Raw genomic sequence first — 20,625 nt, 5'->3', positions numbered from 1 at the left:
AAAACCTTCCGGTTATCGCCATGAAATCGACGCTGGACGTATTGATGAGCCGCCTGCGCATGAAGCAGCTTCAACTGCTCATTGCGCTTGACGATCACAAGTCGCTGCACAAGGCATCGAGCGCGATGTCGATGACGCAATCCGCCGCGAGCAAGGCGCTTGCCGAACTCGAATCCATGCTCGAAGGGCCGCTGTTCGAGCGCGCGAAGAAGGGGCTCGTGCCGAACCAGTTCGGGCATTGCGTGATCCGCTACGCGCGGTTGCTCGCGGCCGACCTGACCGCGTTGTGCCAGGAAGTCGCGGATATTCGCTCCGGCACGGGCGGGCGGCTGGCGGTAGGCGCCATCATGGGATCGGTGCCGGATCTGGTCGTGCCGGTCCTGAACAGTTTGCAGGAGAGCAACCCGGGGTTATCGATAGAAATCGTCGAGGACACGAGCGCGCGCATGCTGTCGCTGCTCGATGAAGGACGCCTGGATCTCGTGGTCGGCCGCTCGATCGTGAGCGACGAGCCGTCGAAGTATCACTATCAGCCGCTTGGGGACGAGCCGTTGTCGGTGGTGGTGGGTTACGACCACCCGCCGTTTCCTTCCGGTGACCTGAGCTTTGCGGACCTCGCCGGGCACAGGTGGGTGACATACCCGAGCGCAATGCCCATGCAGGCGATGCTCGCGCGCGAGATGGACCTGGCCGGCGCGCAAGTGCCGATGAGCGCGATTTCCACGGCGTCGACCTTTGTCACAGTGACTTTGCTTCGATGCAGCGCCGACCTGGTTTCGGTGTTGCCCGCGGGCGTGGCCCGGGTTTTTTGCGAGCATGGGATGCTGCGTATCGTGCCGATCGGGTTCAAGTCGAAGTCGCAGACCTTCGGCATCGTTACGCGCCGTGTAGGCGTATTGTCGCCAATGGGCAGGCAATTCGTTCAGATGGCGCTGGCGCACGGGCGGGCGGTGGAGGGTTGAAGTCTTAGCGCGGCACGCGTTCTAAGCATAGAAGTTTTATGTGGTTCCAGTATTTTTCCTTTTGTTTAACATCGTGTGGCTAGTAGCTTGTTGCTGCTGGACTATGGACAAAAGGAGTCTTCCACCCATGGCAGAAGTATTCGCCCGCGGGTCATCCGTTCTCCATGCCGCCGATGATCGCGATGCCGATGTGCTGCCGCCGATCGCCCGCAAAGCCAACCATGCCGCCGCGCTAGCGCCGTGGCTGCGCTATGTGTCCTGGGGCATGCCCGTCTTGTTGCTGATCGTATGGGAACTGTTCGCACGTCTCGGCGCGTTGTCGCCGAACGTGTTGCCGGCGCCATCGAAGGTCGCGCTCACGGCATTCCAGCTTGTCAAGGAAGGGCGTCTTCTCGGCGATATGGCGGTCAGCCTGCTGCGCGCCGCAACAGGATTCGTGATCGGCGGGTCGATTGGTTTTGCGCTCGGTACAGCTGTCGGCTTTTCAAAAGTCGCGGAGGCTTTTCTGGACCGCAACGTGCAGATGCTGCGCGCCATTCCGTTTCTCGCCGTGTTGCCGCTGGTGATCGTATGGTTCGGCGTGGGCGAGGCGGGCAAGATCTTTCTCGTCTCGCTGGGCGTGATGTTTCCCATTTATATCAACACGGTGCTAGGCATTCGACAGGTCGATCCCAAGCTGATCGAACTTGGCCGCGTGCTCGGGCTGTCGAACCGTACGCTGATCCGCCGCATCGTATTGCCGGGCGCGTTGCCTTCGGTGCTGGCCGGCGTTCGTTATGCGCTCGCCACCGCATGGCTCGCGCTGGTCGTGGCCGAGACGATTGCGACCAGCACGGGTATCGGTTTTCTCGCCATGGACGCACGCGAATTCCTGCGTACCGATGTGATCGTGATGACCATTGTGATCTATGCCGTGATCGGCGTGCTGGCCGATGCGTTCGCGCGCTTCCTCGAGCGCCGCTTGCTGTCGTGGCACGTGAACTTTGCAAAGGCTCCGCGCTCATGAATGCACCGTCGACACCATCGGGCGCGGCCGTCGTCGTTCGTAACCTGCGACGCTTGTATGGCAAGCGTGTTGTGATCGATAGTCTGAATCTGCGGATCGAACGCGGCGAATTCGTCGCGCTGCTCGGCGAAAGCGGCTGTGGCAAAACCACGTTGCTGCGGGCGCTGTCGGGACTCGATCCCGTTGATGGCGGTTCTATCGACGGGCCGCGCCTGCCTGCCATCGTGTTTCAGGAACCGCGCCTGCTGCCATGGGAAACGCTTGAGCAAAACGTCGCGCTTGGTCTCGCGCCTGGTCCGCAAAGCCGTGCCGCCGCACAAGCCGCGCTCGCGGAAGTGGGCCTTGGCGAACGCCTCGAAGACTGGCCGCGCAATCTGTCTGGTGGTCAGGCGCAGCGCGTTGCCCTCGCGCGTGCGCTTGTGCAGGAGCCCCAGTTGCTGCTGCTCGACGAACCTTTTGCCGCGCTCGACGCGCTCACGCGAATCAGGATGCAGCGGCTGGTGAAACATCTGATAGAACGCCATCAGCCCGGTGTGTTGCTCGTCACGCATGACGTCGATGAAGCCATCGCGCTCGCCGATCGCGCGTTGATCATGCGTGACGGTGCGATTGCCGCCGAGTATCGGGTGACGGAACAGACCAGGGCGGCCTTGCGCGACACGCTGCTCGCGCAACTCGGTGTTGACGCCGATACTGCTGCTCATTAGCCCATTCAACTTGTTTCACTGTCGCCTCTCGCCCGCAAAAACGCCGGGCGCGATCCCGTTCACCCGTTCCAGATAGAACCGCCATGTCAATTGCAAGCAAGTCTCCGTGGTCCCGCCGCCGTTTTCTTCAAAGCACCGTCGCTGCATCGGCGTTGGCAACCGGACTCGCTGCGTGCGGCAGCCGCAAGACCGATACCGTGCGCCTTGGATGGGGACTCGGCGGCCTGCCGATGCTCGCGAAGGTCCGCGGCGAATTCGAAAAGACGCTGGCCAGGGACAACATCAAGGTGCAATGGATCGGACCGTTTCCGAATCACGCGCCGTCGCTCGCCGCTGTGACCGGCGGCAGCGCGGACTTCAGTTTCGGCGGCAGCACGACGCCCGCGCTCGCGGCCATGATCGCGGGTTCGCCACTTGTGTTCACGCAGTTTTGCGTGGTCGATCCGCGTAGCACGGCGATCATTGCGAAGGATGGGTCGGGTATCGATAAGGTCGAGGATCTCGTCGGCAAGACCGTTGCGGTGAATCGCTCGGGACTTGGAGAATTCCTGCTGGTGGCCGCGCTCGAAAAGCACAAGGTGCCGCGCGATGCCGTGAAGATGGTGTACCTCAATCCGCCCGATGCAGCGCCGGCGTTCTCGCAAGGCAAGATCGATGCATGGTCCATGTGGAGTCCCGGCGTCGATATTGCGCGTGCGAACTACAAAGGCCATAACATCTTCCTGGAAGGGCGCGACCTGGATTTCCAGATCGATTTCAACTCGTACGTGACCACGCGCAAGTTTTCGGAAGACAACGCCGATATCGTGAAGGCGGTGAACGCAGCTTATCAGCAGGAGGCGAAATGGGCGTCGGACAATTCGCAGGAAGCCGAGACCATTGCGCAGCAGCAAGGTCATTACAGCGACGAGGTCCGCAATACGCTTGCGGGCATGAAGCGCAAGTTCAACATGCATGGCGTCGCCGATAAGGCCTTTGTTCAGGACCTGCAGAAAGCGGCGGACTGGCTCGCGGCACGCAGCGTCTTGCCGCAGAAGATCAACGTATCGGACTATCTCGCGAAGGTGTGATGATCCGGGCAGGAATCCTGCCCGGATCATTGGTTTCACAGTGCCTGAATCAGGCGTGGACCGTCTCCCGTTCCTCCACGGCGCCCGCGCTTTCTTCTTTCGCCACGGCGGCACGCACGAGCGGCAAAAGATCGCGTCCATAAGCAAGCGCGTCTTCAAGCGGATCGAAACCGCGAATGAGGAACGTCGAGATCCCAAGACGGTAGTACTCGATCAACGCTTCGGTCACTTGCGCGGGCGTACCCACCAGCGACGTGGAATTGCCCGCCGCTTTTGTCAGCGCGGCGATCCCTGTCCACAACCGTTTATCGACTACCGTGCCTTTCGCCGCTTCGGCGAGCAGACGCTGAGAACCGATGTTTTTCGGCTCGCTCGGACGGCGCGTGAAGTTAGGATTGCTCGTTACCACTTGTTTCGCCCGTTCCAGGATGGATTCGGCGCGCGCCCACGCAGCATCCTCCGTGGCGGCAATGATCGGCCGCAGCGAGAGACTGAAGCGGATTGCATGCTCGCGTCCATGCACACGGGCCGCGGCACGCACGCGTTCGATGGTCTCGGCGACTTGCGCAAGCGACTCGCCCCAGAGCGCGAACACGTCTGCATGTTTGCCTGCAACCTGTATGGCGGCTTCCGACGATCCGCCGAAATACACCGGCAGGTGGGGCTTTTGCACAGGGCGGATCAACGAGCGATGGCCACGTACCTTATAAAACTCGCCATCGTGATCGAATGGTTTTTCGCTTGTCCACGATTGCTTGACGACGTCGAGATATTCGTCGGTGCGCTTGTATCGGTCGTCGTGTTCGAGGAAATCGCCGTCGCGTTGCTGTTCCGTATTGTCGCCGCCGGAAATGATGTGGACCGCCGTGCGTCCCGCGCTGAAATGATCCAGCGTCGCGAGCTGGCGTGCGGCGAGTGTCGGCGCAACAAAGCCTGGCCGATGCGCAAGCAGGATACCCAGCCGCTTCGTCTGCTGCGCCACGAACGATGCGATCTGAAAGCCGTCCGGCGACGCACTCGAATGCGCAATCAGCACGCGGTCGAAACCGCCGTATTCATGCGCCTGGGCAACTGCCGCGATGTACGGCGGATTGACTGCGGGTCCTTGCGGCAAGTGGATTTCGCTCGATTCCTGATGACTGACATAGCCGATGAATTCAACGCTCATGATGACGTTTCCTCAAAAATAGTATTGAAGCGTGGCGAATGCGGTACGGCGAATGCTTTTCGGCAAATGCGCGCCGGGTTGTTGTGCAAGCGCGAACAGAGGGTCATGAGGGGACCCGTCAGTGCGCGGTGAATTGGGTATCGAAGCTTGGCGTGACATCGAGCGTGGTCTTGATCACGCCCGCGCGAACGTACAGGTCGGCGGTGCGTTGCTGTTCGGCGATCACGGCTTTGTCGATCACGATCGGCTTCAACTGCGCGCGCTGATAAACGACCTTGAGCACATCGACCGGCAAGTGCGTCACGCGCGACTGGATTGCCGCGACTTCATCCGGATGCGTCAACGCCCAGCGCTGGCCTTCCGCCACGCGATGCACGAAGTCATCGATTTGCGCGCGCTTGGTTGCAAGCGATGCATCGGTTGCGGCCTGAAAGCTCAGACCCGACGAGAGGCCCACGCCATTCGCCACGCTGCGGTTCTTGTCACGCAATTCGCCGAGCGCAACGTAAGGGTCCCACGTGGACCATGCGTCCACGTTGCCTGATTCGAGTGCCGACTTGGCGTCGGCAGGCTGCATGTATTGGAACGTGACGTCGGAGAGCTTGATGCCCGCGCGTTCCAGCGTGGCGACGGCAAGGAAATGGCCGATCGACCCGCGTGTGGTTGCAATGCGTTTGCCCTTCAGGTCGGCCGCGCTTTTGATCGGCGAGCCTTCCGGCACGAGGATCGCAAGGTCGACAGGTTGAGAGCGCGTGGCGGCCACGGCGCGAACGCGTGCGCCTGCCGCGTAAGCGAAGATCAACGGCGCGTCGCCCAAACCGCCGACATCGATTGCGCCTGCATTCAATGCTTCACCCAGCGGCTGTGCTGCGGGAAAGTTGAACCACTCGATCGTGTAAGGGACGTCTTTCAACTGTCCCGATGCCTCAAGAATGCCGCGCGTCTGCAACTGCTGGTCGCCGACTTTCAAAACGGTTTCGGCGTTCGAGACAAGCGGCGCGAGCGCCGTGAAAGCAGTCAGGGCGGCGCTAAGCAGAAGACTGCGTCGTTTCATGAATCATCCATGCAAGAGAAAAGATTCACAATACGGATCGCCGGGACATTAGACAAACGCATAGTTCTGCTTTGCTAATCGTCGCTCTTGGAATGACGCGCGTCACGCCCGCGCGCGTCATTCCTTTTACTTCAGATCACGAAAAAGCCGTGCGTGCCGTCGCGTTCCAACTGCGCGACGAGGCCGTATTCCCATTCGAGATACGCGTTCATTGCTTCGTGCGGCCCGTCGGTGCCTTCATACGGCCGCCTGTATCGATCGATGCGCGGCGAAGCCAGACGTGTCTCGCCTTTTTCGAGCGGCAGGCCGGCCGCAATCCATGACGCCGTGCCGCCCTCAAGCAGCAGGACAGGCTTGCCGGTCAGCGCCGCAACCTCGGGGCCGGCGTAGGCTGCCAGCGCGCTTGATGCGCAGGTGACGACGTATTGCTTCGCGTCCGGCAATGCGGGCAAGTCTTCGGGCAGCCGCGAGCGCACGGCCCACCATGCGCCCGGAATGTGTCCCTTCACATGATTCGCGCTTGCGGTGAAGTCGAGCACGATCGTCTGGCTCGATGGATCGTCCAGCAGCTTGGAGAGATCTTTCGCGGTGATCGCCGGAAGGGCGGAGGGCTGCGGTTTTGCACCGCGCCACGGGCCGTGTTCGGTGAGCGGGGCGCTGCTTGCGTCATCGATCACATAAACGTCGTTGTTCATCTGCGCGAGCCACGACGCCGTCATGTTGGCGCGCACGCCGTCGTCGTCGAAGAGCACGATGCGCGCGCCGCGAACGGGCGCGAACATCTCCGTTTCCTGCACGAGCTGGCCGCCCGGCGCGCCTTGATAACCGGATGCGTGCGCGTGTTCGTATTCGCCCGGCGTGCGCACATCGAAGCGATAGGTCGTGCGGTTCGTGTCTTGCGCCCAGCGTTGCGCGTCGGCGTAGGTCGTGCGCTTGACACCGGCGCGATCCGCCACCGAACGCGCCGATTCCCGCGACGCTTCATGCAGTGCTTCGTCCGCGCGGCCGTCGGTGGCGGCGAACTGCGTGGCGCTGCCATGCGCGAGCGTCTGGCCTGCAAGCAGCCAGCCGATCGTGCCGTTACGCAATGCCGATACAGGATTGGGAAGCCCCGCATTCACGAGCGACTGCGTACCGATAATGCTGCGCGTGCGCCCCGCGCAATTCACGATCACGCGCGTCTTCGGATCAGGCGCGAGCGCGCGTGCGCGCAATACGAGTTCAGCGCCCGGCACGCTGATGCTGCCGGGAATGTTCATCGTCTGATATTCGTCGTAGCGGCGGGCGTCCAGCACGACGACATCCTCGCCGCTTTTCAGCAAGGCATTGACGGCTTCGGCCGATAACGCCGGCGTGTGCCGCTTCGCTTCCACCAACTCGCCGAACGCCTTGCTCGGGACGTTGACGTCGCGAAAGACTTCGCCGCCAGCACGTTCCCAGCCTTTCAGCCCGCCGTCGAAAACTGACACATCGGTATAACCGAGCGCTTCGAAACGGCGCGCCGCGCGTGGTGCGAGACCTTCGCCGTCATCCAGAAGCACGATCGGTACGCTCTGGCGCGGCAACTTGGTGAAGGCATCCAGCTCGATCTTCGAAAGCGGAAAATTCGCGGCAAACAGCGGATGGCGCTGCGCGTGCGGATCTTCTTCGCGTACATCGAGGAAGGCGATTTCGCGCTTTGAAATAAGGGCTTCGCGCACGTCGTTGAAACTGCGCAGAGGGGTGGCGCTCATGAATGAAGTCGTTCCTTCGAGAGGTTCCAGAGATTGGGAAGCGTGTCGTTGGTGTAGCCGGAGACGAACGGTTTCGGCGGACCATCGGCGGGATAGACATGCCGCGAAATGCTGCCGATATTCGCACCGTACACGTGGATGCTGATCGATACGCGGTCATCGAACGCATTGCTCACGCGATGAATATCGCCAATGTGCGGAGACACCGCTGCGACCGCGCCGCGTTCGAGCAGCGCGTCCTCGCCTTTCGTGATCAGCGCGCCATGGTCATCGCGAACGTAGGAACGCGCGAGCTCGGCGCCGCGCAATACGCCCACGAGTCCCCAGACCGTGTGATCGTGAACCGGGGTTTGCTGCCCCGGTCCCCAGACGAAGCTGACGACCGAAAAGCGCTGGCGCGCATCGGCGTAGAGCAGAAATTGTTGATACCGGTCAGGCGACGGTTGCGCGTAGGCATCGGGCAGCCAGTCATCTTCAGCGATCAATGCGCCAAGCAATGCCGCGCCGCGTTCGAGCAATTGCGCTTCGGGCAAACGGTCATCGACAAGCTGCGCAATCTCGCCGATAAACCCCCGCAACTTTTCAAGCGGCATGTGCAACCCGCGATGTCAGCTCGCGGGTGAGCGGGATCAGTTCGCGGCCATAGTCGAGCGCGTCTTCGAGCGGATCGAAGCCGCGAATCAGGAATGTGGTGACGCCCAGCGCGTGATACTCGGCCAGCGTTTCTGCAACTTGTGAAGGCGTGCCTACGAGCGCTGTTGAATTCGAACGTCCGCCAATTTCTTTTGCGACACCGGTCCAGAGGCGGTCATCGGCGCGCACGCCGTCTCCCGCCGCCGCGAGCAGGCGGCGCGCGCCTTCGCTCTGCTGAGGCGTCGCTTCGCCCAGACCTTGTTGCGCGCGCAGCCGCCGTGTTTCTGCGAGGATATGGTCGGCGCGTTCCCATGCGGCCTTTTCGGTGGCCGCGAGAATCGGCCGGAACGATACCGAGAAGCGCACGTCACGCCCGTGTTTGGCCGCTTCGGCGCGAACGCGTGTCACCTGCTCGTGAACCTGATCCTTCGACTCGCCCCAGAGCGCGTACACGTCCGCATGCTTGCCAGCCACTTCAAGGGCTGGCGTCGATGCACCGCCGAAGTAGATCGGCACGTATGGCGCCTGTTTTGGCTTGACTTCGGAGAACGCTTGTTCGAAGCGGTAATAGCGGCCTTCGTGATCGAAGGGTTTTGATTCGGTCCAAACGCGGCGCAGCACATGCAGATATTCGTCGGTGCGGGCGTAGCGTTCGTCGTGCGAAAGAAAGTCGCCGTCGCGGCGTTGCTCAACATCGCTGCCGCCCGAGATGAAGTGCACCGCAAGGCGGCCGCCGCTCAACTGGTCGAGCGTCGCGATCTGGCGTGCGGCAAGTGTGGGCGCGACAAATCCCGGACGATGCGCAAGCATGAAATGAATGCGCTCCGTGACGCCGGCCGCGTAGGCGACCGTCAGCATGGCGTCGGGGCTGGTCGACTGATAGGGGACGAGAATGCGATCGAAGCCGGCTTTCTCGTGGGCCTGCGCGAAGTCGCGCGTGTAGCCAATATCGACAGCCGGGCCGCGCGCCAGATGGGTTTCCGAGACCTTGTGCTGCTGGATCATGCCGATGAATTCGACGCTCACGAATGACGCTCCTCGCTAAATGACACTGACAGGCAGTGCGCGAAGAAATGCTTCATGACGCCTGCCGATTGCCTTGAAGGCTAACATCGGCATATGCGAATCTTAAATATCGATCCGAGCTAAACATATCGGAAAGGTAGGGTTGGCAGAACGCAGACCCTCCTAGTATTCACGCTCCTTCAAGCGCCTTTCCTTGAACTCGATTTTGCGCTGGCCGGCGAGCGGGCTTTCCAGCGAAGGGTGGTCTCGCTGCCCACGACTTCATCCATTGCCGATGCAATCAGCTCGACCCGTTCCTCGCGCGTGAAGCTGGAATATGCAACGCCGTCCACCACGCCATGTTTCTTGAGCAAATGGATGGCGGCCGAGCGGTTCGCTTTCTCCAGTTCCAGATCTTCCTGCGCCTGCATCAATGCCGCGGTGAGGCTGGCAACCGCGGCTTTCTCCTGGGTGACATCGAACTGCATGAGATCCATCTTGACCTGCAGTTCCGGCGCACTTGCCGCTACCCGCGTTTTCAATTGCGCCAGTTCACGCCGCAGCGCGCTTTCCCGCTCCAGCGTCCGCTCAAGCCTTTGGCTTACAGCAGGATTTGCACGCGCGTCGCCGCGAAAGAAAGTAAAAAGGGTGTTGTCCAGGATTCCCATGGCCGCTCACCTCGAAGGCTGATGTTTCAAGCTTCTACGGCATGGCAAAAGGAAACTTTAGATTTCCTCAGAGGATTGGTGAGGAAAAACTGAGAAAAAACGCGGGAAAAGCAAAACGCCCGATAATCAATCGCATCGCGATTATCGGGCGGTCCGGTAAAGCTGAATACCTAGCGGATTAATATCCGGCCGGCAATAAAATTAAAATCACGCGACCGCTTCTTCAGCACCTGCTTCGACTTCATCTGGCACTGAATTGCGGATCAGATAATCGAACGCGCTAAGCGATGCTTTCGCGCCTTCGCCCACTGCAATCACAATCTGCTTGTACGGCACCGTCGTGACGTCGCCAGCGGCGAATACGCCTGGAACTGACGTTGCGCCCTTTGCGTCGACCACGATTTCGCCGTGGCGCGACAATTCCACCGTGCCCTTGAGCCATTCGGTATTCGGCACGAGGCCGATCTGCACGAACACGCCTTCCAGTTCGATGTGCTTCGCGTCACCCGAGCGGAGATCCTTATAGGAAAGCCCGTTGACCTTCTTGCCGTCGCCGGTGACTTCCGTGGTCTGCGCTTGCGTCACGATTGTCACGTTCTTCAGGCTGCGCAGCTTGCGCTGCAAAACGGCATCGGCACGCAACTCGGCGCCGAATTCGATCAGCGTCACCGCGCTCACGATACCGGCCAGATCGATCGCCGCCTCAACGCCGGAATTGCCGCCGCCGATCACAGCGACCCGCTTGCCCTTGAAGAGCGGACCGTCGCAATGCGGGCAATACGCCACGCCATGATTGCGATATTCCTTCTCGCCCGGCACGTTGATTTCGCGCCACCGCGCGCCGGTCGCCAGCACAATCGTCTTTGCCTTCAGCACCGCGCCGTTGGCCAGGCGCACTTCATGAATCTTCCCCGGCACGAGCGCTTCGGCGCGCTGCACGTCCATGATGTCGACGTCATAACTCTTGACGTGCTGTTCCAGCGCCGTCGCGAACTGGGGTCCTTCGGTTTCCTTCACCGAGACGAAGTTTTCGATGGCGAGCGTGTCCAGCACCTGGCCACCGAAGCGTTCAGCAGCCACGCCCGTCGAGATGCCCTTGCGCGCTGAATAGATGGCCGCAGCCGCGCCAGCCGGGCCGCCGCCGACGATCAGCACGTCGAACGTGCCCTTGCCTTCGAGTTCCTTCGCGGCCCGCGCGCCAGCGTTGCTGTCGAGCTTGGCCAAAATTTCCTTCACGCCGGTACGGCCCTGGCCGAACACTTCGCCGTTCATGTAGACGGTCGGCACGGCCATGATCTGGCGTTGTTCGACTTCGTCCTGGAACAGCGCGCCGTCGATGGTGACCTGGCGGATGCGCGGATTGATGAGCGCCATCACGTTCAGCGCCTGCACGACTTCCGGGCAGTTCTGGCATGACAGCGAGATATACGTTTCAAACTGATAGTCGCCGTCGAGCGCGCGGATCTGTTCGATCACGGCGTCGTCGAGCTTGACCGGGTGGCCGCCGGTTTGCAGCAGCGCCAGCACGAGCGATGTGAATTCATGGCCCATCGGAATGCCCGCGAAGCGGATGCCCGTGGGCTTGCCCGGTTCGCCGATGGAAAACGACGGCTTGCGCTCCGAATCGTCGCGCTTTTCGATCACCGCGATGCGGTCCGACAGCGTGGCGATTTCGTCGAGCAGATCTTTCAACTCGGCCGATTTCGGCGAGTCATCGAGCGAAGCGACGATCTCGATCGGCCGGCTGACCTTTTCCAGATACGCTTTCAACTGAGTCTTGAGGTTGGCTTCCAGCATGGCGGTTTCGAGTCCGTTTAAAGATGATTTTGTTCTGGAGGCGTGCTGACAGACATCCGGGCCGCGAACGGCCCGGACAGTACAGCGCTTTACAGCAGTTTTTCAGACGTGATACGGCTTCGAAAAGCTTAGATCTTGCCGATCAGGTCGAGCGACGGGGTCAGCGTTTCAGCGCCCGGCGTCCACTTGGCGGGGCAAACTTCGCCCGGGTGTGCCGCAATGTACTGCGCTGCCTGAACCTTGCGCAGCAATTCGCCCGCGTCACGGCCAATGCCGTTGTCGTGGATTTCGCACAGCTTGATCTCGCCTTCCGGGTTGACCACGAACGTGCCGCGCAGGGCCAGGCCTTCTTCCTCGATCAGCACGTCGAAGTTGCGCGAGATTGCCAGCGTCGGGTCGGCGATCATCGGATACTGGATCTTGCCAATCGTGTCCGACGTGTCGTGCCATGCCTTGTGCGTGAAGTGGGTGTCGGTCGACACGCCGTAGATTTCCACGCCGAGCTTCTTGAATTCTGCGTAACGGTCGGCCAGATCGCCGAGTTCCGTCGGGCAGACGAACGTGAAGTCAGCCGGGTAGAACACCAGCACGGACCACTTGCCCTTCAGGCTTTCGTCGGTGACGGTTACGAAATCGCCATTGTGATAAGCGGTTGCCTTGAACGGTTTGACCTGGCTGTTGATGATCGGCATTGCGTATGTCCTTGTGTTGAAGTGGTTGAAGTAGTTAAGGAATGAGACGAAGTATGCGGGTTTGCCCTTAATTAGGTAAATCGAATGATTCAATGACGCCGATGTGAATTGCCTATGACGCACGCCGCGGCGGCATTCTAGCGCGTCGGGCACAATCGGGCATAGGCGTTGCGCGCCTTGCACGGCGTGCTTTTTCAACGAACGGAGGCGATATGAAAATCGGAATTATTGGTGCGGGAAATATCGGGCAAGTATTGGCGCTGCGCTGGACCGAGCGCGGTCATGACGTGCTGATCGGCAATTCGCGGGGGCCAGCTACATTGGCTGACGTCGCGGCGGAAACCGGCGCGAAACCTGCCGAACTCGCCGATGTCGTGCGCGACGCGGACGTGATCGTGGTGACGATTCCGGAAAAGAAGGTGCTGAATCTGCCTGCCGGTCTGTTTGCGGACGTGCCGGATACCACCGTGATTATCGATACCGGCAATTATTATCCGCGAGAGCGCGATGGCAGGATCGACGGGATCGAGTCCGGAATGCTGGAAAGCGAGTGGGTTGCGAAGCAGATCGGGCGTCCGGTCATCAAGGCGTTCAACAACATCTATGCGGCGCATTTGCGCAATAACGGCAAGCCGGAAGGCACGCAGGGGCGCATTGCGCTGCCGGTTTCGGGCGACAACGCCGACGCCAAGGCGGTCGTAATGCAACTGGTGAATGAAATGGGCTTCGATGCTTTCGACAACGGCGGTATCGCCAATTCATGGCGGCATCAGCCCGGAGCGCCGGTCTACACGAAGGATTTCGATCTGGAAGGGCTGAAGGCTGGTTTGCAGAAAGCCGACAAGACCCGCACGCCGAAATGGAGCGCGACGGACAAGAGTCCCGGGAGTTTCGAGCAGCCGGCGTAAGGCGGCATAAAATCCGGGCGGCGGCTGTTTCTGGCCGCCGCCGTGCCCTACCGCGCCTGAAAATCAGTCCAGCGATACCCCGTCGAACCGGTGTCCGCCCAACGGGCTCAGCTCGTAGCCTTTTACGTTCTTTGTCATCAACTGGAACGCATTGGCGTGGGCAAGCGGCGTGTAAGGCACCTGATCCTTGAACACGACTTGCGCCTGTTCATAAAGCTTCGTGCGGGCGTTCTGGTCGGTGATCAGGCGCGCTTTGCCAAGCAGATCGTCGAATTGCCTGTTGCACCACTTCGCCATGTTGCTGCCGTGAACGGCATCGCAACCGAGCGTGGTGCCAAGCCAGTTATCCGGATCGCCGTTGTCGCCCATCCAGCCGTAGAGGATGGCATCGTGTTCCCCGGCCTGCTTCGCGCGCTTGTTGTATTCGGCCCATTCGTACGAGACGATGTTCGCTTTCACGCCAATTTTCGCCCAGTCCGACTGGATCAGTTGCGCCATGAGACGTGCGTTCGGGTTATAGCCGCGCTGCACGGGCATGGCCCAGAGCGAAATGGCGAAACCGTTCGGAAAACCCGCCTCCTTGAGCAGGTCGCGTGCCTTTGCCGGATCGTATGGCGCGTCTTTCAGCGCCGTGTTATAGGACCATTGCGAAGGTGGCATGGGGTTCGACGCAACGGTCGCCGCACCTTCATAGACGCTCTTCAGGATCGCCTGTTTGTCGATGGACATATCCAGTGCACGCCTGACGAGCACGTTATCCAGCGGCTTGTGCGTGGTGTTGTAACCTACATAAGCCACGTTGAACCCGACACTCGACAACACCGCCAGCTTGGGATTGTTGCGCGCGCTCTGGATGTCCGCGGGACGGGCGTACGAGGTCATCTGACATTCGCCGCTCGTCAGTTTCTGCATGCGCACGGCGGCGTCGGGCGTGATGGAGAACACCAGCTTCGCTATATGCACGTCCTTCTTGTTCCAGAAGTCCGGATGCGCGTCATAGCGAATGGTTGCGTCTTTCTGATAGTCGCGAAACACGAACGGGCCGGTGCCCACGGGCTTCTGGTTCAGGTCTTCGGTCTTGCCCGCCTTGAGCAACTGGTCGGCGTATTGCGCCGAGAGAATCGATGCGAACTCCATCGCAATGTTTCGCACAAAAACCACGTCGGACGTGTGCAGCGTGAAGCGCACGGTGTAGTCATCGAGTTTTTCCACCGATGCAATGTTCTTGTCGTATCCGAGGTCGCTCAAATACGGGAAGCTGACCGGGTGCGCTTTCTGAAAGGCGTTTTCCGGGTCGATCATGCGTTTGAACGTGAAGACGACGTCGTCTGCATTGAAGTCGCGCGTGGGCTTGAACCAGTCGGTCGCCTGGAACTTGACGCCGTGTCGCAGGTGGAACGTGAAGGTCTTCGCGTCGGCGGACTCGTCCCATTTTTCTGCAAGGCCTGGAACGAGGTCCAGTGAACCGCGCTTGAATTCGACCAGTGTGTCGTAGACCGCGTGCGCGCCGGCGTCGAAGTCGGTGCTGGTGGTGTATTGCGCGGAATCGAAGCCGGCCGGGCTGCCCTCCGAGCAGAACACGAGCGTGCCGCCCGCCGCGTGCGCCGCGCCCGATATGGCGCCTGATGCGCCCAGAGCAATCAGCACGGACGCCGCGGCGCGGGCCATTTGAGCGGGAATGAATGACAAACGGGGCAGGCGGCTTGGATTGGGCATGGACGATGACTGGAGTAGTTGGCTAGGTAGTCATGTACTTTACCAACCGGGGAATTTTTATCGAAGCGAGACGTTCTTCTTTCCATATGCCGGATTCGAGTCGAACTCGTGCGCTTTCATGCGCAAAGCGAAGGTTGCGGGTTGCGCTGGCTGCAAATATTTCCCCGGCGTTTTAACATGTCGGACCGGGCGACACCGCATATTGATAAAGTTACCGGTTCAGCCGGCGGCCCAAAAACATCCCGGCATGCGGTTCACGCCTTTCAATGCTGTACAAGAGAACATGAAAAACGTTTCCGATTCAACGGCATCCACTGCCGAAGCTGTCGCAGCGGTTGCTGCCAACGACGAATGCGTCGAACTCGTGGCGAAGGCCACGATTCCCACGCGTTACGGCGTGTTCGAGTCGCATGTGTATCGCGTGAAAAGCACGGGTGCGGAACATTTGACGCTCGTGATGGGCGATGTCAGCAATGGCGAATCCGTGCTGTGCCGCCTGCATTCGGAATGCGTCACCGGCGATGTTTTCGGCTCGTACCGGTGCGACTGCGGCGAGCAGCTTGACCTGGCGATGCGGTATATCGCGGCGGAAAACCGTGGGATCCTGCTTTATTTGCGCGGTCACGAAGGGCGTGGCATTGGTCTCGCAAACAAGATCCGTGCATATGCGTTGCAGGAGCAGGGCTACGACACCGTCGACGCCAACCTGCACCTCGGTCTTCCGGACGACGCCCGGGAATACGACTCCGCCGCCGCGATCTTGCGGGCGCTGGATGTACGTTCAGTGCGCCTGATGAGCAATAACCCTTCGAAGTTCGATACGCTTTTGAAGCACGACATTCCGGTATGCGAGCGCGTGGCGCTGGCCATTCCAATGCGCGAGGAAAACGAACGCTATATCAAGACGAAGCAGGTTCGTTTTGGGCATTACTTCGACGAGAATGAGTGAGTTGGTGGCCTGACCTGCAATGGGTTGGATCACGTCAAGTCACGTCGCGTCATGGAAAATCACGCCCGCCGTATGCCGGTGCCCGAAACGCAACCGGCTTACGCCATGCCGCAGATTGACCCGATACACCCCGCGCGTGCCATTCACCGGGCGGTGATGCACGGCGAAGATCACGGCATCGCCCTGTGCCAGGGGCACAACTTCGGCCCGCGACTGCATGCGCGGCCGCTGCTCGGTCATGACAAATTCGCCGCCCGTGAAATCCCGTCCCGGAACGGACAACAGGATCGCCAACTGTATTGGAAACACGTGCTCGCCGTATAAATCCTGATGCAGGCAGTTGTAGTCGCCTTCGGCATATTGAAGGATCAAAGGCGTGGGGCGGGTTTGCCCCGCGGCGTGGCATCGATTTATAAAATCCGCGTGATCGGCCGGATAACGCGCGTCGATACCCATAAGCGCATTCCATCTATTCGCGACGGGCGCAAGATGCGGATAAACCGTTTCCCGCAAAGTGCCAATAATCTCGGGAAGCGGATAGCGATAATACTTGTACTCACCGCGCCCGAATCCGTGACGCGCCATGACCACGCGGCTTCTATACAACGCGTCCTGCGCATAAAGCGCTGAGAGCGTGTCGCATTCCCCGGCGGTGAGGAGTTGATCGACGGTCGCGCATCCGAATTGATTCAGATCATCTTCTAATCGGCGCCAGTCGATTGTGTCGACGCGTGTTGCGAGATCGGTGTTCAGAAGGTCCATCGGCGGTTTTTCCTGGCGAATTCAATGCGCCGAGTTTGCGCGACTTGCCGTTCCTGTGCACGCCGGATGTTGCTCTCTAATTCTCGAACCGCGCGCTGAAGCGATGTGGTGTTGGAGAGCGGTACATCTATACGCACGTCAAGCCAAACCGCTTGTCACACGACGTTATCCCGCGTTGTCATCGGTCTGGGACTCGCGTCGCGTAACCGGATAATCGTCTGGCGCGACGTACTGAACACTCGCGCAACGGCCGTCACGGTGCTGCCCGCAGCGAGCGCGCTCAGCGCCTGCTGCCGTTGCAAAGCAGACAACGACGCCGGCCGTCCCTGCGGAGCACCGACTTGCTTCGCAATGGCGGCGGCGTCGAGCGCGCGAGCGCGTTTTGCATCGCGTTCGAGTTCTGCGGCGAGCTGCAGCATGCGAATTGGCGAGTCGTCGCCGTTGACGCATAAGTCGTTCTTGCCCGAGTCGAGGCAGATGGCGTGCGCGCGCTTGGCCGCGAGCCTGCTGAGTGTGGATACTACATCGCCCACGCCGTTTCCGAGGTAGCCCAGGCGGGCCACCACCAGCGTATCGCCCGGATTGATGCGGCGAATGACCTGTTGCAACGCTGGACGGGCAGTCGATACCAATGCGTTGCTGCATTGATCGACCAGCACGGAACCCATGTCGACAAGAAAACCTGCTGCGTCGATTTCAATCAGGTCGCTTTCGCGAGCCTGATGATGGCCAGCGGTGTTTATATAGACGAATAGGGTCACAAGTTGCCCTCCAGGGAAAGCCGTGCCCGCGATGCGGGACGTGTTGATCTGATCGGCAGTTGTTTTGCATGTTAGCAAAGCTGCAGACCGTTCAATACGTCTGCCGGGTTCAATGCCCCGCGCGCCGTCAGTGTGAAGTGGCAACCTCGGTAATTTTATTTTGCAGCGCCGCGCGGCGTTTTGCAATGCGTTCGCCCATTGCCACGAGATCAAGCCTGGTTTTACGCAGTTCCGGGAACAGTTCCGACTCTTCCTCTTCCACATGGTGCTTCACGTTTTCGGTCAGCACCTTGAAGGTGGCGTCGAAACCTTCGTCGCCAGCGTGCATGGTCGTGAATTTCTCGATCAGCGTCTTGACGAGAAAGTGTTCCACGTACGCTTCGTTGACATCGTCCTTGTCGTCCTTGTCCAGCGCATCCTTCGCGGCGGGATAGAGAATCTCTTCCTCCACGATCGCATGCATGGTCAGCAGTTCGCAGGCACGCTGCACCAGAGTCGCCTTGCGTTCCAGATCGTCTTCCTCGGCGCGCTCGAAGGCATCGAATAGCTTTTCTACCGCGCGATGCTCTTCTTCGAGCATTGTCAGCGCATCCTGTTTTTTTGTATCGGCCATGACGGCTCCATGTGTGTGGGGTCACTCACTCAGAGCAATACCGGTGCCCGAGGCATGCTCACGTGACGCACGATTTGCACTTCCCACCATGCAGGGAACAGCCGGCGCACTTCGGCGTGCGCAAAGCGGTCGTCGATGAGATAAAGAACGCCACGGTCATGTTGTCCCCGGATCACACGGCCAGCCGCCTGCACCACCTTCTGCAGGCCCGGAAACAGATAGGTATAGTCGTATCCCGCGCTAAATTGCTGCTCCATGTGCGCTTTCATCTGTTGGTTGACCGGGTTGATCTGCGGCAATCCAAGCGTGGCGATAAACGCGCCAATCAAGCGTTTCCCCGCGAGATCGATACCTTCTCCAAACGATCCGCCGAGCACCGCAAAACCAACGCCGCTGCTGGCCTCGGTGAAACGCGCGAGAAATCCCTGCTGATCTGCTTCGCTCATCGCGCGCGTTTGTTGCCAGACTTCGATGTCCGGATATTCGCGGCGCAACGCGCTTGCGACCTGTTCGAGATATTCAAAGCTGCTGAAAAAGCTGAGATAGTTGCCTGGCGCCCGACGATACTGTGCGGCAATGAGTTCGACGAGTTGCGGCACGGACCGCTCGCGATCACGATAACGCGTGGAGACGTTCGCCACCACGCGAACCTGCAACTGATCCGCATGAAACGGCGAGGCGACGTCCACGTTCATGCAGGTTTCGGGCAGGCCAAGCATGTCACGATAAAAATGCGTGGGTGCGAGCGTGGCCGAGAATAACGCCACCGAGTGCGCCCGTGCAAAGCGCGCTTTGAGATGGGGCGCTGGCACGCGGTTACGCAGGCAAAGCACGCTCTGTTGGCGCGCGCCAGCGAGGGTGACATCGAAGAGGGAATGCGTGTCGAAGCGCTCCGCAATGCGCACGAAATGCATGGCGTCGAAGTAAAAACGCAACGTGTCGCGATCGAGCGCGGCAGGCTGCTCGCCGACGAATTCCGTGATGACCGCCACCATGTTTTCCAGCGTCGCAAGCAACTGCGCCGGCAGCGTTTCATGCACTGCATATTCAATGGTCTGGGCGCCCGAGAGCGTTTTCCATGCACGCCCCACCTGATCGAACGCGCGCTTGAGCGGCGCAGGCGCACCGCCGCGAACGCTGCGAAAACGCGCTTCGTCAAGCGTTGCCGAGTACATTGTGCGCGCCCGTTCGACCAAATTGTGCGCTTCGTCGACCAAAACGCTTACACGCCATTCCTTCGATTCGGCAAGCGCGAAGAGCATTGCGCTGGTATCGAAGTAATAGTTGTAGTCGCCGACGATCACGTCGCTCCAGCGCGCCAGTTCCTGGCTCAGGTAATACGGACATACCGAATGTTCGAGGGCGACCTCGCGTAGCTTCTCGCGATCGAGTTGCGTCACTTTCAACGCCGCCGTGCGAGCGGCGGGAAGACGATCGTAGAAACCCCGCGCAAGGGGACAGGACTCGCCGTGACAGGCCTGGTTGGGATGCTCGCAGGCCTTGTCGCGCGCAACCAGTTCAAGGACGCGCAGCGGTGTTGTACGGCCAAGCGTGGTCAGGGCGTCAAGTGCGAGCTGGCGGCCCGAACTCTTGGCCGTAAGAAAGAAGATCTTGTCGAGTTGTTGCGCGGGCCACGCTTTGAGAAGCGGAAACAGGCTGCCGAGCGTCTTGCCAATACCTGTTGGCGCTTGCGCCATTACGCAGCGTTCATGCATGGCGGCGCGATAGATCGCCGCCGCCAGTTCGCGCTGGCCGGTGCGAAACGACGCATGCGGGAAAACCATTGCATCGAGCGAGGCGTTGCGTTGCGAAGCGTGCGCCATCTCCCGTTGCGCCCAAGAAAGAAACCGGGCGCACTGCAGTTCGAAATGCTCACGCAGCGCACCAGCGGATTGTGTTTCCGCAAATACGGTCTCTTTCTCGCTGGCGATATCGAAATAAACCAGTGCGATGTTGATTTCGGAGAGCGCCATTTTCCTGCAGCACAGCCACCCGTAGATTCGCGCTTGCGCCCAATGCAAATGGCGATGGTTTTCGGGGATCGCATCCAGTTTCCCGCGATACGTCTTGATCTCTTCGAGCTGGTTCAGGCCGGGGTCGTATCCATCGGCGCGACCGCGCACATGCAGCGCGCCGAAGGTGTCGGACAGTGTGATTTCCGTCTGGTAGCGGTCGTTGCGACGCCCGGCGACAACCTTGTGCCCGGCCATGCCCTGTTGTGCGGTAGGCGATGGCGTGAAGCGCAAGTCGAGGTCGCCCTGCTTCGCGGTGAATTCGCAAAGCGCGCGGACCGCGACGACATAGCAGGATTGCTCGGGCATGATTACTGTATGGATGTACAGTAAAATACTAACATGCCCGCTTGGTATGAGGGTTGCTGTGTCTCCGATACGACTTTCAATTTCGATCTACGGAGAACCG

The 20,625-nt window shown here is 60.2% G+C and carries 19 protein-coding genes; 6 read left to right on the top strand and 13 right to left on the bottom strand.

The window, feature by feature from the left end; all coding sequences use genetic code 11:
* Positions 1 to 20 precede the first annotated feature (20 nt).
* The 4 genes from AWB64_RS17320 (at position 21) to AWB64_RS17305 (ending at position 3,745) form a co-directional block, all read left to right on the top strand.
* Positions 21 to 962 carry a LysR family transcriptional regulator gene (locus AWB64_RS17320; protein ID WP_060856664.1) on the top strand — a complete coding sequence of 314 codons (942 nt, stop codon included), beginning with the start codon at positions 21 to 23 and terminating at the stop codon, positions 960 to 962.
* A gap of 127 nt (positions 963 to 1,089) precedes the next feature.
* Positions 1,090 to 1,968 carry an ABC transporter permease subunit gene (locus tag AWB64_RS17315; RefSeq protein ID WP_082850522.1) on the top strand — a complete coding sequence of 293 codons (879 nt, stop codon included), beginning with the start codon at positions 1,090 to 1,092 and terminating at the stop codon, positions 1,966 to 1,968.
* Positions 1,965 to 2,675 (top strand): ABC transporter ATP-binding protein, encoded by a 711-nt coding sequence (locus AWB64_RS17310; RefSeq protein ID WP_060856663.1) that lies wholly within the window; start codon positions 1,965 to 1,967, stop codon positions 2,673 to 2,675. The genes AWB64_RS17315 and AWB64_RS17310 overlap by 4 nt, the downstream gene beginning before the upstream one ends.
* Before the next feature lie 83 nt (positions 2,676 to 2,758).
* Positions 2,759 to 3,745 (top strand): ABC transporter substrate-binding protein, encoded by a 987-nt coding sequence (locus AWB64_RS17305; protein WP_060856662.1) that lies wholly within the window; start codon positions 2,759 to 2,761, stop codon positions 3,743 to 3,745.
* A gap of 49 nt (positions 3,746 to 3,794) precedes the next feature.
* On the opposite strand, the gene AWB64_RS17300 is transcribed toward AWB64_RS17305, so the two are convergent.
* The 8 genes from AWB64_RS17300 to ahpC all read right to left on the bottom strand — a co-directional run bounded on the left by AWB64_RS17300 (position 3,795) and on the right by ahpC (position 12,495).
* Positions 3,795 to 4,913 carry an LLM class flavin-dependent oxidoreductase gene (locus AWB64_RS17300; protein ID WP_060856661.1) on the bottom strand — a complete coding sequence of 373 codons (1,119 nt, stop codon included), beginning with the start codon at positions 4,911 to 4,913 and terminating at the stop codon, positions 3,795 to 3,797.
* Between the two features lie 118 nt (positions 4,914 to 5,031).
* Positions 5,032 to 5,967 carry an ABC transporter substrate-binding protein gene (locus tag AWB64_RS17295; RefSeq protein ID WP_060856660.1) on the bottom strand — a complete coding sequence of 312 codons (936 nt, stop codon included), beginning with the start codon at positions 5,965 to 5,967 and terminating at the stop codon, positions 5,032 to 5,034.
* A 131-nt stretch (positions 5,968 to 6,098) separates the two neighbouring features.
* Complete coding sequence (locus tag AWB64_RS17290; protein WP_060856659.1) at positions 6,099 to 7,700, bottom strand: rhodanese homology domain-containing protein; 1,602 nt, start codon at positions 7,698 to 7,700, stop codon at positions 6,099 to 6,101.
* A complete protein-coding gene (locus AWB64_RS17285) occupies positions 7,697 to 8,293 on the bottom strand; it encodes a cysteine dioxygenase family protein (protein WP_060856658.1) in 597 nt (198 codons plus the stop codon). The genes AWB64_RS17290 and AWB64_RS17285 overlap by 4 nt, the downstream gene beginning before the upstream one ends.
* Positions 8,283 to 9,359: an LLM class flavin-dependent oxidoreductase gene (locus AWB64_RS17280; protein WP_060856657.1), complete on the bottom strand. Its 1,077-nt coding sequence runs from the start codon at positions 9,357 to 9,359 to the stop codon at positions 8,283 to 8,285. Before AWB64_RS17280 ends, AWB64_RS17285 begins: the two co-directional genes overlap by 11 nt.
* A gap of 179 nt (positions 9,360 to 9,538) precedes the next feature.
* Positions 9,539 to 10,006 (bottom strand): hypothetical protein, encoded by a 468-nt coding sequence (locus AWB64_RS17275; RefSeq protein WP_060856656.1) that lies wholly within the window; start codon positions 10,004 to 10,006, stop codon positions 9,539 to 9,541.
* 207 nt (positions 10,007 to 10,213) lie between these two features.
* Positions 10,214 to 11,803: an alkyl hydroperoxide reductase subunit F gene (ahpF, locus tag AWB64_RS17270; protein WP_060856655.1), complete on the bottom strand. Its 1,590-nt coding sequence runs from the start codon at positions 11,801 to 11,803 to the stop codon at positions 10,214 to 10,216.
* Positions 11,804 to 11,931: 128 nt separating this feature from the next.
* A complete protein-coding gene (gene ahpC / locus AWB64_RS17265; RefSeq protein ID WP_060856654.1) occupies positions 11,932 to 12,495 on the bottom strand; it encodes an alkyl hydroperoxide reductase subunit C in 564 nt (187 codons plus the stop codon).
* 212 nt (positions 12,496 to 12,707) lie between these two features.
* Here ahpC and AWB64_RS17260 point away from each other — a divergent pair, with 212 nt between their 5' ends.
* A complete protein-coding gene (locus AWB64_RS17260) occupies positions 12,708 to 13,403 on the top strand; it encodes an NADPH-dependent F420 reductase (RefSeq protein WP_060856653.1) in 696 nt (231 codons plus the stop codon).
* 63 nt (positions 13,404 to 13,466) lie between these two features.
* Here the strand turns inward: AWB64_RS17260 and AWB64_RS17255 are convergent, their stop codons facing one another.
* Complete coding sequence (locus AWB64_RS17255) at positions 13,467 to 15,119, bottom strand: ABC transporter substrate-binding protein (protein ID WP_075643297.1); 1,653 nt, start codon at positions 15,117 to 15,119, stop codon at positions 13,467 to 13,469.
* Positions 15,120 to 15,402: 283 nt separating this feature from the next.
* Here AWB64_RS17255 and ribA point away from each other — a divergent pair, with 283 nt between their 5' ends.
* Complete coding sequence (gene ribA, locus AWB64_RS17250; RefSeq protein WP_060856749.1) at positions 15,403 to 16,068, top strand: GTP cyclohydrolase II; 666 nt, start codon at positions 15,403 to 15,405, stop codon at positions 16,066 to 16,068.
* 39 nt (positions 16,069 to 16,107) lie between these two features.
* Here ribA and AWB64_RS17245 read toward each other — a convergent pair whose 3' ends face one another.
* The 4 genes from AWB64_RS17245 to AWB64_RS17230 form a co-directional block, all read right to left on the bottom strand.
* Complete coding sequence (locus AWB64_RS17245; protein WP_060856651.1) at positions 16,108 to 16,830, bottom strand: 2OG-Fe(II) oxygenase; 723 nt, start codon at positions 16,828 to 16,830, stop codon at positions 16,108 to 16,110.
* A 155-nt stretch (positions 16,831 to 16,985) separates the two neighbouring features.
* The gene (locus tag AWB64_RS17240; RefSeq protein WP_060856650.1) at positions 16,986 to 17,591 is read right to left on the bottom strand and encodes a recombinase family protein; all 606 of its coding nucleotides are present in this window, start codon (positions 17,589 to 17,591) and stop codon (positions 16,986 to 16,988) included.
* Between the two features lie 127 nt (positions 17,592 to 17,718).
* Positions 17,719 to 18,204, bottom strand: coding sequence for a hemerythrin domain-containing protein (locus tag AWB64_RS17235; RefSeq protein ID WP_060856649.1), 486 nt, complete (start codon positions 18,202 to 18,204; stop codon positions 17,719 to 17,721).
* Positions 18,205 to 18,233: 29 nt separating this feature from the next.
* Positions 18,234 to 20,525 (bottom strand): ATP-dependent DNA helicase, encoded by a 2,292-nt coding sequence (locus tag AWB64_RS17230; RefSeq protein WP_060856648.1) that lies wholly within the window; start codon positions 20,523 to 20,525, stop codon positions 18,234 to 18,236.
* Positions 20,526 to 20,625 lie beyond the last annotated feature (100 nt).

The sequence above is a fragment of the Caballeronia sordidicola genome (assembly GCF_001544455.2).
Lineage (GTDB): Bacteria > Pseudomonadota > Gammaproteobacteria > Burkholderiales > Burkholderiaceae > Caballeronia > Caballeronia sordidicola.
The sequence above is the reverse complement of the archived record's forward strand: the minus strand, read 5'-3'. Positions and strand labels throughout refer to the sequence as shown.

Bases quoted from the DNA above. Each gene is read 5' to 3' on its own strand.
- AWB64_RS17320 (WP_060856664.1), top strand. From the start codon at position 21: ATGAAATCGACGCTGGACGTATTGATGAGCCGCCTGCGCATGAAGCAG.
- AWB64_RS17315 (WP_082850522.1), top strand. From the start codon at position 1,090: ATGGCAGAAGTATTCGCCCGCGGGTCATCCGTTCTCCATGCCGCCGAT.
- AWB64_RS17310 (WP_060856663.1), top strand. From the start codon at position 1,965: ATGAATGCACCGTCGACACCATCGGGCGCGGCCGTCGTCGTTCGTAAC.
- AWB64_RS17305 (WP_060856662.1), top strand. From the start codon at position 2,759: ATGTCAATTGCAAGCAAGTCTCCGTGGTCCCGCCGCCGTTTTCTTCAA.
- AWB64_RS17300 (WP_060856661.1), bottom strand. From the start codon at position 4,913: ATGAGCGTTGAATTCATCGGCTATGTCAGTCATCAGGAATCGAGCGAA.
- AWB64_RS17295 (WP_060856660.1), bottom strand. From the start codon at position 5,967: ATGAAACGACGCAGTCTTCTGCTTAGCGCCGCCCTGACTGCTTTCACG.
- AWB64_RS17290 (WP_060856659.1), bottom strand. From the start codon at position 7,700: ATGAGCGCCACCCCTCTGCGCAGTTTCAACGACGTGCGCGAAGCCCTT.
- AWB64_RS17285 (WP_060856658.1), bottom strand. From the start codon at position 8,293: ATGCCGCTTGAAAAGTTGCGGGGGTTTATCGGCGAGATTGCGCAGCTT.
- AWB64_RS17275 (WP_060856656.1), bottom strand. From the start codon at position 10,006: ATGGGAATCCTGGACAACACCCTTTTTACTTTCTTTCGCGGCGACGCG.
- ahpF (WP_060856655.1), bottom strand. From the start codon at position 11,803: ATGCTGGAAGCCAACCTCAAGACTCAGTTGAAAGCGTATCTGGAAAAG.
- ahpC (WP_060856654.1), bottom strand. From the start codon at position 12,495: ATGCCGATCATCAACAGCCAGGTCAAACCGTTCAAGGCAACCGCTTAT.
- AWB64_RS17260 (WP_060856653.1), top strand. From the start codon at position 12,708: ATGAAAATCGGAATTATTGGTGCGGGAAATATCGGGCAAGTATTGGCG.
- AWB64_RS17255 (WP_075643297.1), bottom strand. From the start codon at position 15,119: ATGCCCAATCCAAGCCGCCTGCCCCGTTTGTCATTCATTCCCGCTCAA.
- ribA (WP_060856749.1), top strand. From the start codon at position 15,403: ATGAAAAACGTTTCCGATTCAACGGCATCCACTGCCGAAGCTGTCGCA.
- AWB64_RS17245 (WP_060856651.1), bottom strand. From the start codon at position 16,830: ATGGACCTTCTGAACACCGATCTCGCAACACGCGTCGACACAATCGAC.
- AWB64_RS17235 (WP_060856649.1), bottom strand. From the start codon at position 18,204: ATGGCCGATACAAAAAAACAGGATGCGCTGACAATGCTCGAAGAAGAG.
- AWB64_RS17230 (WP_060856648.1), bottom strand. From the start codon at position 20,525: ATGCCCGAGCAATCCTGCTATGTCGTCGCGGTCCGCGCGCTTTGCGAA.